This is a genomic window from Mesorhizobium sp. CAU 1732 (genome assembly GCF_039888675.1).
Taxonomy (GTDB): Bacteria; Pseudomonadota; Alphaproteobacteria; order Rhizobiales; family Rhizobiaceae; genus Aerobium.
Window position 1 is genome coordinate 1271670 of sequence record NZ_JBDQQR010000001.1, and the last position, 12945, is coordinate 1284614.

The 12945-nt window shown below is 62.4% G+C and carries 16 protein-coding genes; 12 read left to right on the plus strand and 4 right to left on the minus strand.

Annotated features, from left to right (window positions below; all coding sequences use genetic code 11):
* Nucleotides 1-40 precede the first annotated feature (40 nt).
* The 5 genes from tdh (at nucleotide 41) to AAFN55_RS06235 (ending at nucleotide 4215) form a co-directional block, all read left to right on the plus strand.
* Nucleotides 41-1075 carry an L-threonine 3-dehydrogenase gene (gene tdh / locus AAFN55_RS06215; RefSeq protein WP_347797990.1) on the plus strand — a complete coding sequence of 345 codons (1035 nt, stop codon included), beginning with the start codon at nucleotides 41-43 and terminating at the stop codon, nucleotides 1073-1075.
* 117 nt (nucleotides 1076-1192) lie between these two features.
* The gene (locus AAFN55_RS06220; RefSeq protein ID WP_347797991.1) at nucleotides 1193-1705 is read left to right on the plus strand and encodes an HPP family protein; all 513 of its coding nucleotides are present in this window, start codon (nucleotides 1193-1195) and stop codon (nucleotides 1703-1705) included.
* An 85-nt stretch (nucleotides 1706-1790) separates the two neighbouring features.
* Complete coding sequence (locus AAFN55_RS06225; protein WP_347797992.1) at nucleotides 1791-2264, plus strand: carboxymuconolactone decarboxylase family protein; 474 nt, start codon at nucleotides 1791-1793, stop codon at nucleotides 2262-2264.
* Nucleotides 2261-3121 (plus strand): sigma-70 family RNA polymerase sigma factor, encoded by an 861-nt coding sequence (locus AAFN55_RS06230; protein WP_347797993.1) that lies wholly within the window; start codon nucleotides 2261-2263, stop codon nucleotides 3119-3121. Before AAFN55_RS06225 ends, AAFN55_RS06230 begins: the two co-directional genes overlap by 4 nt.
* 152 nt (nucleotides 3122-3273) lie before the next feature.
* Complete coding sequence (locus tag AAFN55_RS06235; RefSeq protein WP_347797994.1) at nucleotides 3274-4215, plus strand: hypothetical protein; 942 nt, start codon at nucleotides 3274-3276, stop codon at nucleotides 4213-4215.
* Nucleotides 4216-4231: 16 nt separating this feature from the next.
* Here AAFN55_RS06235 and AAFN55_RS06240 read toward each other — a convergent pair whose 3' ends face one another.
* The 3 genes from AAFN55_RS06240 to AAFN55_RS06250 are packed head-to-tail and all read right to left on the minus strand — an operon-like array spanning nucleotide 4232 to nucleotide 5400.
* Complete coding sequence (locus AAFN55_RS06240) at nucleotides 4232-4639, minus strand: type II toxin-antitoxin system VapC family toxin (protein ID WP_347797995.1); 408 nt, start codon at nucleotides 4637-4639, stop codon at nucleotides 4232-4234.
* Nucleotides 4639-4890 carry a type II toxin-antitoxin system prevent-host-death family antitoxin gene (locus tag AAFN55_RS06245; protein ID WP_347797996.1) on the minus strand — a complete coding sequence of 84 codons (252 nt, stop codon included), beginning with the start codon at nucleotides 4888-4890 and terminating at the stop codon, nucleotides 4639-4641. The genes AAFN55_RS06240 and AAFN55_RS06245 overlap by 1 nt, the downstream gene beginning before the upstream one ends.
* Nucleotides 4891-4947: 57 nt before the next feature.
* Complete coding sequence (locus AAFN55_RS06250) at nucleotides 4948-5400, minus strand: MarR family transcriptional regulator (RefSeq protein ID WP_347797997.1); 453 nt, start codon at nucleotides 5398-5400, stop codon at nucleotides 4948-4950.
* Between the two features lie 115 nt (nucleotides 5401-5515).
* On the opposite strand from AAFN55_RS06250, the gene hmgA reads away from it, so the two are divergent.
* The 7 genes from hmgA to AAFN55_RS06285 all read left to right on the plus strand — a co-directional run bounded on the left by hmgA (nucleotide 5516) and on the right by AAFN55_RS06285 (nucleotide 11673).
* Entirely contained in the window at nucleotides 5516-6877 is a 1362-nt protein-coding gene (hmgA, locus tag AAFN55_RS06255) for a homogentisate 1,2-dioxygenase (RefSeq protein WP_347797998.1), read from the plus strand.
* A 121-nt stretch (nucleotides 6878-6998) separates the two neighbouring features.
* Complete coding sequence (locus tag AAFN55_RS06260) at nucleotides 6999-7346, plus strand: DUF1428 domain-containing protein (RefSeq protein ID WP_347797999.1); 348 nt, start codon at nucleotides 6999-7001, stop codon at nucleotides 7344-7346.
* A 10-nt stretch (nucleotides 7347-7356) separates the two neighbouring features.
* Entirely contained in the window at nucleotides 7357-8373 is a 1017-nt protein-coding gene (locus tag AAFN55_RS06265) for a fumarylacetoacetate hydrolase family protein (protein ID WP_347798000.1), read from the plus strand.
* Nucleotides 8374-8376: 3 nt separating this feature from the next.
* Complete coding sequence (locus AAFN55_RS06270) at nucleotides 8377-9327, plus strand: MBL fold metallo-hydrolase (RefSeq protein ID WP_347798001.1); 951 nt, start codon at nucleotides 8377-8379, stop codon at nucleotides 9325-9327.
* Nucleotides 9328-9344: 17 nt separating this feature from the next.
* On the plus strand, nucleotides 9345-9878 hold the full coding sequence (locus AAFN55_RS06275) for a DinB family protein (protein ID WP_347798002.1): 534 nt from the start codon (nucleotides 9345-9347) through the stop codon (nucleotides 9876-9878).
* A complete protein-coding gene (locus AAFN55_RS06280) occupies nucleotides 9878-11482 on the plus strand; it encodes an FAD-dependent oxidoreductase (RefSeq protein ID WP_347798003.1) in 1605 nt (534 codons plus the stop codon). The genes AAFN55_RS06275 and AAFN55_RS06280 overlap by 1 nt, the downstream gene beginning before the upstream one ends.
* Nucleotides 11479-11673, plus strand: coding sequence for a DUF2783 domain-containing protein (locus AAFN55_RS06285; protein ID WP_347798004.1), 195 nt, complete (start codon nucleotides 11479-11481; stop codon nucleotides 11671-11673). The genes AAFN55_RS06280 and AAFN55_RS06285 overlap by 4 nt, the downstream gene beginning before the upstream one ends.
* Nucleotides 11674-11780: 107 nt before the next feature.
* On the opposite strand, the gene hppD is transcribed toward AAFN55_RS06285, so the two are convergent.
* The gene (hppD, locus tag AAFN55_RS06290; RefSeq protein WP_347798005.1) at nucleotides 11781-12893 is read right to left on the minus strand and encodes a 4-hydroxyphenylpyruvate dioxygenase; all 1113 of its coding nucleotides are present in this window, start codon (nucleotides 12891-12893) and stop codon (nucleotides 11781-11783) included.
* Nucleotides 12894-12945 lie beyond the last annotated feature (52 nt).

Below are 12945 nucleotides of genomic sequence, written 5' to 3' on the forward strand. Positions count from 1 at the left end.
TGGTAATGGCTGCGCCAGTTTTGATGCAGAGGAGACGGCGATGTCCAACATGATGCGCGCCCTTGTGAAGGCGAAGGCCGAACCGGGTATCTGGATGGAAGAGGTTCCGGTTCCCGAGATCGGGCCCAACGACGTGCTCATCAAGGTGAAGAAGTCGGCGATCTGCGGCACGGACGTCCACATCTACAACTGGGACCAGTGGGCGCAGAAGACCGTGCCCGTGCCGATGGTGACGGGCCATGAATTCGTCGGAACGGTCGCCGATTTTGGCGCGGCGGTGAATGAGTACACGGTCGGGCAGCGCGTTTCGGGCGAGGGCCATATCGTCTGCGGCCATTGCCGCAACTGCCGGGCGGGCAGGGGGCATCTCTGCCGCAACACGCTCGGCGTCGGCGTCCATCGCGCGGGCTCCTTCGCGGAATATGTCGTCCTGCCCAAGCACAATGTCGTGGCCATTCCCGACGACGTGCCGGATGAGGTGGCGGCGATTTTCGATCCGCTCGGCAACGCGGTGCACACGGCCCTGTCGTTCGATCTCGTCGGCGAGGATGTGTTGGTGACGGGCGCCGGCCCCATCGGGATCATGGGCGCGCTGGTCGCGCAATGCGTCGGCGCGCGCAAGGTCGTCATCACCGACATCAATCCGGTGCGTCTCGACCTCGCCCGCAAGATGGGCATCCATCACGTCGTCGATGCCGTCAACGAGAACCTGCGCGATGTTATGCGCGAGGAGGGCATGACCGAGGGCTTCGACGTCGGCTTGGAAATGTCGGGCTCGGCGGTCGCCTTCCGCGACATGATCGACACGATGAACAATGGCGGCAAGATCGCCATCCTCGGCATCGCGCCGACAGGCTTCGAGATCGACTGGAACAAGGTCATCTTCAAGATGCTGCATCTGAAGGGCATCTACGGCCGTGAGATGTTCGAGACCTGGTACAAGATGATCGCGCTGGTGCAGGGGCCGCTCGACGTGACCGGACTGATCACGCACCGCATCGGCATCGACGACTATCAGGCCGGTTTCGATGCGATGCGCAGCGGCAATTCCGGCAAGGTGGTAATGGACTGGTAGGGCCCACCGGAAATCCGTTTCCGGTTGGGGCCTTGGCGGAGCAACACGATCTTTGATGGCGACGCGAAGCTCTGCTAGCAAGCCTCGCACCGACCCGATTTACGAGCATCGACCGGCATGCGTGAATTTCTGAAAACCCTCCTCATCCGCCATGAGCCTCCGATCGCGATTTCGGCAAATCTGCGCGCCGGGGTCGCCGCGATCATCGGCATGTCTCTCGTCGGCGCGATCTCCGCGTGGACCGGACTGCCGCTTCTCCTGGCGCCGCTCGGTGCGACAGCCGGCCTGCTGTTCGGTCAGCCGTCCAGCCCGCTTTCGCAGCCGGTGAACGTGATGGGCGGGTATCTCGTCGGCACGATCGTCTGCGAGGGAGCGTTCCTCTTCTTTCCCGGCGAATGGATCGCCGTCGCGGCCGCCGTGGGTCTGACGATCGTTCTGATGAGAGGGTTGCGGGTCACGCACTCGCCTGCCGCCGCATTGCCGATACTGGGCTTCGGCGAGCCGGTTCATGGCCTCGAACTGTTCATGGTGGTCTTCCTGTCGAGCGTTCTCCTGATCGCGCTGGCTTTCGTCGTCCACCGTATTCCGCCGAGACGACCCTATCCGCTCCCGGCCGATCACAGCGACTGATGTGCTGTAAAATAATCGGGGTGCATGTCACACTGGCGCACCTTGCCTCGTCATGACGTCGGAACCATCAAAAAGGAGACCGATCATGACTGCCAGACTTAATCCGTTTGCCGCCGCTCCCGCGATGATGAAGAGCTGGGCCGGTGCGTCCATCGCCATCGCTTCCAGCCTCGACCCGAGCCTTGTCGAGCTTGTGAAGATTCGCGCGTCCCAGATCAACGGATGCGCCAACTGCATCAACATGCACACGGTGGAAGCGCGCGAAAAGGGTGAAACCGAGCAGCGCATCTACCTGCTGTCGGCCTGGCGCGAGGCGCCTTGCTATACCGACCGCGAACGTGCCGCGCTTGGCTGGACCGAGGCCCTGACGCGGCTTTCCGAAGGCCATACGCACCCACATGCATACGAAGCCCTGGATGCCCATTTCACGGAGGAGGAACAGGTCAAGCTCACCTTGATGATCAATGTGATCAACGGGTGGAACCGCCTCGCGGTCGGTTTCGGCCTGTGGGCCGAACCGGCGGCGGCGAAAGAGGCTGCGAGGGCCGCTGCCGCATGACGACGAGGGCAGGCTCCGAGGACGCAGCGGCGAGTTTCGACCCGCTGCGTCCAAAGCTCATGCGTGTCGCATACCGGATGCTCGGCTCCGTCGCCGATGCCGAGGATGCCGTACAGGAGGCCTTCATCCGCTGGATGGGGGCCGACCGCAGTGACGTGCGCGAGCCTGAAGCATTCCTCCGGCGTACGGTTACGCGCCTTTGTCTCGATCAGCTCAAATCCGCGCGACGCCGGCGCGAGACCTATATTGGGCCATGGCTTCCCGATCCTGTCCTGGAAGAGGACGAAGAGGAAGACGTAACCTTGCCGCTGATGCTTGCGCTGGAACGTCTTTCGCCGCTCGAGCGGGCCGCCTTTCTGCTGCACGACGTCTTCGGGGTGGACTTCGACGAGGTTGCGGCGACGATCCAGCGCGAGCCTGCTGCCTGCCGCCAACTGGCCGCCCGCGCGCGCACCCATGTCCGCGAGGCGCGGCCTCGTTTCCAGGTCGACAAACAGCATGGACTGAAGCTCGCGCAAGCCTTCTTCGCCGCCACGCGCAACGGGGATATGAAGGCGCTCGGTACGATGCTTGCGGCTGATGTCAGCATTCATGCGGATGGCGGTGGCAAGCGCCCCGCAGCCATGAAGCCGATCCTCGGGCTCGATGCCGTCATGAGATTCCACGAACGCATGACAGGCTGGTTCCGCGAGAATGGCTCGACGCTTGTTCGTACGGTTTTCGTCAACGGGTTGCCCGGCTTCGTCACGCTGGAAGCCGATGGAGAACTCCAGACGACCGCGCTGGAAATCGAGGACGGAAGGATCGTTGCAATTTATGTGGTGCGGAATCCCGAGAAGCTGAGGCATCTGCATTAGCTTTCGCAGAAACGGTCGCAGGGATTTGAAAGAGTTTAGCGATTTCAGCCACCGGGCCTTTACCGCCTTTGCAGGTTTCCGTCGCGGTTAAGCGACGATTTCTACTTCCATGCCAGTGTCATGCGGCGCAACACGGGCATGGGAGACGCATCATGCGGCCGACTTTTCATTTTGACGGCGAGAATCTCGCCGAGACCTGGAACAAGCACATTCTTCCCGTCCGCCACGATCTGGCGACGAATCCGCTCTTTTCCGATGAAGAGCTCGCGAAGCTGATCGAGGGCAACCCGCAGGCGATCCGCGAAGTCTCGACGATGGACCCGAAGAGCGAGGATCGCAATTCGTGGAAGCGTGCGTCGTTCACCGACATGTCGGGCATGGAAATCCTCGACGCCGTGCGCGGGGGACTGCTCTGGATCAATGTCGCGGAGGCCGGGTCCTTCGATCCGCGCTACCAGGCGATCATCGACACGCTTCTGGCCGATCTCGCGAAACAGGTGCCGGGGCTGAAAACCTTCCAGCACCGCATCGGCATCCTGATCTCGTCCCCAAATGCACGGGTGTTCTATCATTGTGACATTCCGGGCCAAGGGCTCATGCATGTGCGCGGCGAAAAGCGCATCTGGATTTATCCCGATGGCGAGCCTTTCCTGCCGCAGGAGGCGCTGGAGCGGGTCGTGACCGGTCTCTCCTATGAAGAAATCGACTACGATCCGTCTTTCGAACGCCATGCCACGGTCATCGACCTGAAGCCGGGCATGGGCGCGCTGTGGCCGCTCAACTACCCGCATCGCGTCATCAATGGCGACAGTCTCAACGTGTCGTTCACCGTCGAATACTGGACCGACGAAATCCGCCGCCACTACCTCGTCAATCTGGCGAACGGCGTCGCGCGGCACTTCCTTGGCGTGAAGCCGCGCTCACGGGCGATTTCCGGCCCGATCTTCGCGATGAAGGCGGCGTTTGCAGCAGCATGGAAGCTTTCCGGCGCAAAGAGCTACTTTTCCGCCAAGATCAAGCCGGACTTCGAAATCCGCAAGCAGCAGAAGCGCCAGAAGGAACTGGCGACGGGGTTCAAGGAAGCTGCGGAGTAGGGTGCGGGTTCGCAGGCTACGAAACCTGGAGAACCGTCACGCCCTCCTGAAGCGCGGCGGTTTCCAGCTTTCGGTCAAGCGTTACTAGGGCCTCGTTCTTGCGTGCGGCCAGTTCGAGATAGGCGGCATCGTAGACCGACAGGCCATGTCGCCGCGCCAACCTGACGATCTTCCGGTCATCGTGATCGTTGAAAAGCACGGGATCGAGCGCTTCGATCACCGCAATCGCCTGGGCTGTCTCATCCTCTCGAATCCTGCCGCGACGTTCGTTCACGATGAGCGTGTTCCTGAATTCATACCAGAATATGCGAGGCGCGATCATATCCTCGGCATAGACCATGGCGAGGGCCTGTCTCGCCAGTGTGCTATCCTCGTCCGCAATAACCCATGAAATTGCGACGGAACTGTCGACGACCAGCGGCATCAAGGCCGGCCCTCGTCACGTGCCGAAACTATCTCTTCGATCGTGATGCCTGTGCGTCGGCCTTGCCGCTTGTTGTCGAGGATCCAGTCGATCGCGGCTCTCCGCTTTTCCTCCCGGTCGGTGGCAGTAATGGGAACTATCTTCGCGACGACGCGGCCATGCCGCGTAAGCTCGACGGTTTCACCGCGCTCCACATCCGCGAGGAGTTCGGAAAAGTGCGACTTGGCGTCGGATGCAGACAGAGTTCTCATTGTATGCTTCCTAGTTTCGGTCAATTTGACCTAATTTAGGATGCGGCCGGCCACCGGTCAAGAAGCGCCGTCGAACACCGTGGCCCTTTCCAGCGCCGCCAATCCTGCCAGCACCGCCTTTCGATCGGTCACGCTCATGGCGTCCAGCATGCGTGTCTCGAACGCCTTCGCCAGGGGCACGAGTTCGCGGTAGCTCGCCTCGCCGGCTTTGGTGAGCGTCAGATGTTCGACCCGGCGATCGGCCTCGCTCGCCTTGCGCGACAGCCATCGGCGTTCCTCCAGCGCGCTGACCGCGCGGCTGACCTTGGTCTTGTGCATTGCCGAGTGCTGGCCGACGGCGGTCGCGGTCATCGTGCCGTATTGCCCGAGGGTGGCAAGCAGCCGCCATTCGGGGCGTGTCAGGCCATGGCGCTCGCGATAGATTCGCGCGAAATCGCGGCTGACCGCATCTGCAAGGCGATTGAGGCGATAGGGCAGGAAGGATTCCAGGTCGAGCGCTTCGGGTTCCATTCTGCCTAGCCTTGATGGTTACATTTTCGATTGTTACGTTTGTAACAAATAGAATGCCGATCCGAAAGGCATTGCCTCTGCTGCTGCATGAGGCACACTGCCGTTGGAGGATGTCATGAACGAGATGAGCAAGCCGTCGAGCGGCCAGGATGCGCGTCGCGAAGCCGGCTTCACCTATATGCCCGGTTTCGGAAACGACTTCGAGACCGAGACGCTGCCGGGCGCGTTGCCGCAGGGCCGCAACTCCCCGCAGAGACCGGCCTACGGTCTCTATGCCGAACAACTGTCTGGCTCGCCCTTCACCGCCCCGCGCGGCACCAATGAGCGCTCCTGGCTCTACCGTATCCGGCCCAGCGTGAAGCATCACGGCAGGTTCAAGCGCTTCGACCTGCCGCACTGGAAGTCCGCGCCCAATGTCGGCGATCATGAATTGCCGCTGGCGCAGTTGCGGTGGAATCCAACGCCGATGCCGACCCAGCCGACCGACTTCATTCATGGGATGCGCACGATGACGACCGCGGGCGACGTGCAGGGGCAGGCCGGCATGGCGGCCCACATCTATGTCGCCAATGCCGACATGGTGGATGACCATTTCTTCAACGCCGACGGTGAATTGCTGGTCGTGCCGCAGGTCGGCGGAGTCCGCTTCGTCACCGAGATGGGCGTGATCGATGTCCGGCCCGGCGAGATTTGCGTGCTGCCACGCGGCTTGACCTTCAAGGTCGAACTCATCGACGGACCGGTGCGCGGCTATGTCTGCGAGAATTACGGGGCGAAGTTCACATTGCCCGATCGCGGGCCCATCGGGGCCAACTGCCTTGCAAACCCGCGCGACTTCAAGACGCCGACCGCATGGTTCGAGGAAAAGGAAACGCCCTGCCGCATCGTGGTGAAGTGGTGCGGGTCGTTTCATGTCACCGAGATCGGCCATTCGCCGCTCGATGTCGTGGCATGGCACGGCAACTACGCGCCCTACAAATACGATCTCGCGACGTTTTCGCCCGTCGGCGCGATCCTGTTCGACCACCCGGACCCGTCGATCTTCACGGTGCTGACCGCGCCGAGCGGCGAGGAGGGTACCGCGAACATCGACTTCGTGATCTTCCCGCCACGTTGGGCGGTGGCGGAGGACACGTTTCGGCCGCCCTGGTATCACCGGAACATCATGAGCGAATTCATGGGCCTGATCCACGGGCAGTATGACGCCAAGGAAGAGGGTTTCGTGCCGGGCGGCATGAGCCTGCACAACATGATGCTGGCGCATGGACCCGACGCGAGCGGCTTCGAGAAGGCGTCGCGCGTGGATCTGAAGCCGGTGAAGCTCGAAAACACGATGGCCTTCATGTTCGAAACCCGGTTCCCGCAAATGCTGACGCGTTTCGCGGCCGAGACGGATACGCTTCAGGACAACTACGTGGAGTGCTGGGAGGATTTGAAGAAACGCTTCAACGGAACCCCGGAAGGCGATTGGAGCTAGAGCATCGGATCCGATCCACGAATTATTTCGACGCTCGAAAAAAAAGAAAATCGCCGTCGACTGTCGGAACTGCGGTCGCTCGTTCGTCCTGCGACCGCAAACCCGAAAAAAGGAGTCTGTCATGACCTACGTGGATGGTTTCGTAATGCCGGTGCCGACCGCCGAGTTCGAGGTGTATCGCAAGAGTGCCGAACTGGGCAGGACCGTGTGGATGGAGCACGGCGCGCTGTCTTATGTCGAGGCGAAGGCCGACGATGTGCCCGACGGAAAGGTCACGTCGTTTCCCATGGCCGTGAAGAAGGAGGAGGGCGAGACGATCGTTTTCTCCTATGCTACCTACAAGTCGCGCGAGCACCGCGACGAGGTGATGAAAAAAGTCATGGCCGATCCGCGCATGAAGCCTGAAAACATGCCACCCTACATGAAGCGATTGATTTATGGTGGCTTCCAGGTGTTCGTGGAGGCTTGAGGGAGGACGCATGAAACTTGCCACTTTGAAGAACGGCACCCGCGACGGAAAACTCGTCGTGGTGTCGCGGGACCTGACGCGCTGTACCGACGCGTCCTTCCTTGTGCCGTCGCTTCAGAGGGCGCTCGACGACTGGCGGCGGCTCTCGTCGCATCTCGAAGCCCTGTCTGAAAGCCTCGACCACGGCGCGGTGCCGTTCGAGCGCTTTCACGAGCATGATGCGATGTCGCCGCTGCCGCGCGCCTACCAGTGGGCCGACGGCTCGGCCTACGTCAATCACGTTGAGCTGGTGCGCAAGGCGCGCGGTGCCGAACTGCCGGAGAGTTTCTGGACTGACCCGTTGATGTATCAGGGCGGTTCCGATTCCTTCCTTGCGCCCCGCGATCCTATCGTCATGGGCGACGATGCCTGGGGCATCGACATGGAAGGGGAGGTCGCTGTCATCGTCGATGACGTGCCGATGGGCGCGACCGCGGACGAGGCGCGCGACGCCATCCGTCTCGTCATGCTGGTCAACGACGTCTCTTTGCGCCGTCTTATTCCGGACGAACTCGCCAAGGGCTTCGGCTTCTTTCACGGCAAGCCCTCCTCGGCGTTCTCGCCGGTCGCGGTCACGCCCGATGAGTTGGGTGAGGCATGGGACGGCGGCAGGCTGCACCTGCCTCTTTGTGTCGATCTAAACGGCACGCCGTTCGGCCGCGCCAATGCCGGCATCGACATGACCTTCGACTTTCCCACGTTGATCGCCCACGCGGCGAAAACGCGCCCGCTCGTTGCCGGCACGATCGTCGGGTCCGGCACCGTCTCCAACAAGCTCGACGGCGGACCCGGCAAGACCATTGCCGAAGGCGGCGTTGGCTACTCCTGTCTTGCCGAACTGCGCATTGTCGAGACGCTCGCCAACGGCAAGGCTACGAGCGACTTCATGCGGTTCGGCGACACCGTTCGCATCGAGATGAAGGACCAGGCCGGTCATTCGATCTTCGGCGCGATCGAGCAGACGGTCGAACGGCACGGAGACGCCTGAACGATGACCAAGCAGTTCGCATCCGCCGGCGACTTGGCCGAAAAGAAAATCTCGTTCACCGAGATCGGCCGTGATTTGTGGGCCTTTACGGCCGAAGGAGACCCGAATACCGGCGTCATCATCGGCGACGACAGCGTGATGATCGTCGATGCGCAGGCGACGCCGAGGCTTGCCAACAAGGTCATCGAGAAGATCAGGACCGTTACCGACAAGCCGATCAAATATGTGGGCCTGACGCATTATCACGCCGTGCGCGTGCTCGGCGCATCTGCCTACGGTGCGTCCGAAATCATCATGTCGGATGCGGCCCGCTCGATGGTCGTGGAACGCGGCCAGGAAGACTGGGATTCCGAGTTCGGGCGGTTTCCGCGCCTCTTCCAGGGGCACGAATCCATTCCCGGCCTGACCTGGCCGACCGTGACGTTCTCGGAAAGCGCGACGTTCTATCTCGGCAAGCGGCGCGTCGACCTGATGTTCGTCGGCAGGGCGCACACGGCCGGCGACATCGTCGCCTTCGTGCCGGATGCCAACGTCATGTTCACCGGCGACATCGTGGAATACCACTCCGCGTGCTATTGCGGCGACGGGCACTTTTCCGACTGGCCGGACACGCTGGAGACGATCCGGGACTTCGATCTCGACGCGATCGCGCCTGGCCGTGGCGACGCGCTGGTCGGTTCCGCAAGGGTCAACGAGGCGCTCGACAACACGGCCGATTTCGTCACCTCGACCTACCGACCGATCGCGCGGGTAGCGCAGGGGGGCGGTTCGCTCAAGCAGGCATGGGATGCCTGTCGCGCCGTCTGTGATCCGAAGTTCGCTTCCTACGCGATCTACGAGCACTGCCTGCCGTTCAACGTCGCGCGTGCCTATGACGAAGCACTCGGCATCGACACGCCGCGCATCTGGACGGCCGAACGCGACAGGCAGATGTGGGACGCGCTTCAGGGGTAAATCGGGGAGGGACGCGGATGGGAGGTCTCGCGGCGCATTTTTCAGCCATGGCGCGCAACAATCGCTGGTCGAACCATGTGCTTCTGCGGGCATGCATGTCGCTGCGACACGAGGAATTCACGGCGACACGCACATCGTTCTTTCCGTCGATCGCCGAGACGCTGAACCACAGCCTCATGGTGGATCGCTATTATCTCGACGCGATGCGGGGAGGAGGCTTGGGGCAGGCGATCTTTCGTGATTTCACGCCGTTCGAGGCCGCGTCGTCACTGGCCGACGCCCAGCGCGAGCAGGACGAGGCGCTGATCGTTTTTTGCGCTGGATTGACGGACGACGACGTGGTGCGATCGGTGCCCACGGATCGCGGCGAGGATGGCGAGGTGCCGGAGAGCATCGACAATCTGCTCGCCCACCTCTTCCAGCATCAGATTCACCATCGCGGGCAGGTGCATGCGATGCTCGCAGGGACGAGCGTCGCGCCGCCGCAACTCGACGAGTTCTTTCTGAATTTCGATCGCGATCCTGAAGTCGAGCGCATGGGCCTTATGTGATGCCCCGCTACGCCTATCAGCCCTTTCCCTATGTGACTCCGCCGGAACTGTTGGGCGGACGTGCTGAGCGCCCACCGGTCATCATCGTGGGTGCAGGGCCTGTCGGCCTTGCCGCAGCGATCGACTGCGCGCTTCACGGCATTCGCTGCGTGGTGCTCGACGACAACGACGTCGTCTCGCTGGGGAGCCGGGCGATCTGCTGGTCGAAACGCACGCTAGAGATCATGGATCGCCTGGGCGTCGGCGAGCGCATGGTCGAGAAGGGCGTCACCTGGAAAGTGGGGCGGCTGTTCCATCGCGACCGCGAGGTGTGGAACTTCGATCTTCTGCCGGAGGCGGGCCACAAGATGCCGGCCTTCATCAACCTCCAGCAATATTACGTCGAGCAGTATCTGGTGGAGCGCGCGATGGCGTTTCCGGACCTGATCGATTTGCGCTGGAAGAACAAGGTGGTGGGTCTTGCCCAGACCGCCGACGATGCGACTGTCAGCGTGGAGACGCCGGACGGCCGCTACGATCTTGCCGGCGACTGGGTGATTGCCTGCGATGGCGCGCGCTCGGGCGTACGCGCGATGATGGGGCTCGATTTCGAGGGCCGCGTCTTCGAGGAGCGCTTCCTCATCGCCGACATCGAGATGAAGGCGGACCTGCCGCCGGAGCGCTGGTTCTGGTTCGAGCCTCCGTTTCATCAGGGGCAATCGGCGCTGCTGCACAAGCAGCCCGACGACATCTACCGCATCGATCTCCAGCTTGGCTGGGATGCCGATCCGGAGGTGGAGAAGAGGCCGGAAAACGTCATCCCGCGTATCGAAAAGGTCATCGGCCACGGCGATTTCGAGCTCGACTGGGTGTCTGTCTACACGTTCCAGTGTCGGCGGCTCGCCCGTTTCGTCCATGATCGCGTGATCTTCGCGGGCGACAGCGCCCACATCGTTTCGCCCTTCGGTGCTCGCGGCGGCAATGGCGGCATCCAGGACGTCGACAATCTGGTCTGGAAGCTCGCGCTCGTGGTGACGGGCGAGGCGCCCCGGCGGCTGATCGATAGCTACGACGAGGAGCGTGTTCACGGGGCGGACGAGAACATCCTGCATTCGTCGCGGGCGACGTCCTTCATGACGCCAAAGACGCAGATGGAGCGCATCTTTCGGGACAGTGTGCTGGAGCTTGCCGGCGAACATGAATTCGCGCGGAGGCTGGTGAATTCGGGGCGGTTGTCGCGGCCGTGTTCGCTTGCGGGATTTCCGCTACAGACGGCCTGCTCGTCCGATGGCGGCGTCCAGCCGGGCGACGCTGCGCTGGATGCGCCGGTGGAGGGCGGCTGGCTGCTCGATCATCTCGGCGTCGGATTTGCCGTGTTGGCTGTGGAGGCCGAACTTCCGGCGGATGTGTCCGACGGCCTGAAACGCGTCGTCGTCGCGCGCGCGCCTCCATTCGCGCACGAAGGCGTCACGCTGACGGACAGCGAGGGACTGGTCGCCGCTCGATACGGCGCTGGACTGGTCTATCTCCTGCGGCCGGACCAGCACGTTGCTGCCCGCTTCAAGAACCCGACGCGTGCCGACATCGAGGCCGCATGGCTGCGCGCCAGGGGAGGTTCGCAATGAGCGATGACAGGACCATCGGCCGCGATCGGTTGGGTGCGCACGGGGACGACGTCTACGCTGCGCTGATGGCTGCGCATGAGGGGCTTACGTTTGAGGACAGCGCGCGGCTGAATGCACGGCTGGTATTGCTGTTGGCGAATGAGGTCGGCGATCCGGCGAGAATCAAGGCGCTGTTGGCCGCGGCGCGCTGAACGCCGGAAAAGGGGTCGTCGAGGCCTTTCGGCCGCGGCGGCGCTGCCCCTCATCCGCCCTTCGGGCACCTTCTCCCCGTGAACGGGGAGAAGGGATAAGCAGTGCGCTATTCCGCCGCCTCCGCGCCAATGACACCCCGCCGGATCTGGTCCTCCTCGATGCTCTCGAATAGCGCGCGAAAATTGCCCTCGCCGAAGCCCTCGTCGCCCTTGCGCTGGATGAACTCGAAGAAGATCGGGCCGATGACGGTCCTGGAGAAGATCTGGAGCAGAATCTTGGTCATACCGCCATTCACGACACCTTCGCCGTCGATGAGGATGCCGTGCTGCTTCATGCGATCCAGCGGCTCGTCGTGGCCGTTCACGCGGCTCTGCGACATCTCGTAATACGTTTCAGGCGGACCCGGCATGAATTTGAGGCCGTTGGCCGCGAGCCGGTCGGTCGCATCGTAAATGCCGTCCGTGCCGACCGCGATGTGCTGGATACCCTCGCCATTGTACTTCTTCAGATACTCCGCGATCTGGCTCGTATCGTCCTTGGATTCGTTGAGCGGAATGCGGATTTTGCCGCAGGGCGAGGTGATCGCCCGGCTAACGAGGCCGGTGATGCGGCCGTCGATGTCGAAGAAGTGGATCTGCGTGAAGCCGAAAAGCTTGCGATAGAAATCCCACCACGTGTCCATGTTGCCGCGGAACACATTGTGGGTGAGATGGTCGAGATAATAGAAGCCCACGCCCTCGGGTTTCGGATCGCGCGCGCCCACCCAATCGAATTCGGCGTCGTAGGCGGAACCCTTTTCGCCATAGGTCTCGATGAAATAGAGGAGCGACCCGCCGATGCCGACGATCGCCGGCACGTCGAGCGCCTTGTCGTCGCCGACATAGGGCGTCGCGCCCTTGGCTACGGCATGATTGAAGGCGTGCTGTGCATCGACCACGCGCCAGGCCATCGAGGGCGCGCACGGGCCGTGTTCGCCGACGAAGCGCATGGCGTGCGAGCCTGGCTCTGCATTGATGATGTAGTTGATGTCGCCCTGCCGCCAGACCGAGATCGCCTTCGTCCTGTGCCGAGCGACCCTGGCATAGCCCATGCGGCTGAAAAGCGCTTCGAGCTTGGCCGGGTCTTCATGGGCGAATTCGACGAATTCGAAGCCGTCGGTTCCGGCCGGGTTTTCGGCGGTTATTGTCGCGGGCGGCGCGTCGTGCGGAAAGGGACCCATGGCATGTTCCTCTGGCAAATGTTCCTTGCCATCAGAATAGCGCGCAAGCGAT

Bases quoted from the DNA above. Each gene is read 5' to 3' on its own strand.
- tdh (WP_347797990.1), top strand. From the start codon at position 41: ATGTCCAACATGATGCGCGCCCTTGTGAAGGCGAAGGCCGAACCGGGT.
- AAFN55_RS06220 (WP_347797991.1), top strand. From the start codon at position 1,193: ATGCGTGAATTTCTGAAAACCCTCCTCATCCGCCATGAGCCTCCGATC.
- AAFN55_RS06225 (WP_347797992.1), top strand. From the start codon at position 1,791: ATGACTGCCAGACTTAATCCGTTTGCCGCCGCTCCCGCGATGATGAAG.
- AAFN55_RS06230 (WP_347797993.1), top strand. From the start codon at position 2,261: ATGACGACGAGGGCAGGCTCCGAGGACGCAGCGGCGAGTTTCGACCCG.
- AAFN55_RS06235 (WP_347797994.1), top strand. From the start codon at position 3,274: ATGCGGCCGACTTTTCATTTTGACGGCGAGAATCTCGCCGAGACCTGG.
- AAFN55_RS06240 (WP_347797995.1), bottom strand. From the start codon at position 4,639: ATGCCGCTGGTCGTCGACAGTTCCGTCGCAATTTCATGGGTTATTGCG.
- AAFN55_RS06245 (WP_347797996.1), bottom strand. From the start codon at position 4,890: ATGAGAACTCTGTCTGCATCCGACGCCAAGTCGCACTTTTCCGAACTC.
- AAFN55_RS06250 (WP_347797997.1), bottom strand. From the start codon at position 5,400: ATGGAACCCGAAGCGCTCGACCTGGAATCCTTCCTGCCCTATCGCCTC.
- hmgA (WP_347797998.1), top strand. From the start codon at position 5,516: ATGAACGAGATGAGCAAGCCGTCGAGCGGCCAGGATGCGCGTCGCGAA.
- AAFN55_RS06260 (WP_347797999.1), top strand. From the start codon at position 6,999: ATGACCTACGTGGATGGTTTCGTAATGCCGGTGCCGACCGCCGAGTTC.
- AAFN55_RS06265 (WP_347798000.1), top strand. From the start codon at position 7,357: ATGAAACTTGCCACTTTGAAGAACGGCACCCGCGACGGAAAACTCGTC.
- AAFN55_RS06270 (WP_347798001.1), top strand. From the start codon at position 8,377: ATGACCAAGCAGTTCGCATCCGCCGGCGACTTGGCCGAAAAGAAAATC.
- AAFN55_RS06275 (WP_347798002.1), top strand. From the start codon at position 9,345: ATGGGAGGTCTCGCGGCGCATTTTTCAGCCATGGCGCGCAACAATCGC.
- AAFN55_RS06280 (WP_347798003.1), top strand. From the start codon at position 9,878: ATGCCCCGCTACGCCTATCAGCCCTTTCCCTATGTGACTCCGCCGGAA.
- AAFN55_RS06285 (WP_347798004.1), top strand. From the start codon at position 11,479: ATGAGCGATGACAGGACCATCGGCCGCGATCGGTTGGGTGCGCACGGG.
- hppD (WP_347798005.1), bottom strand. From the start codon at position 12,893: ATGGGTCCCTTTCCGCACGACGCGCCGCCCGCGACAATAACCGCCGAA.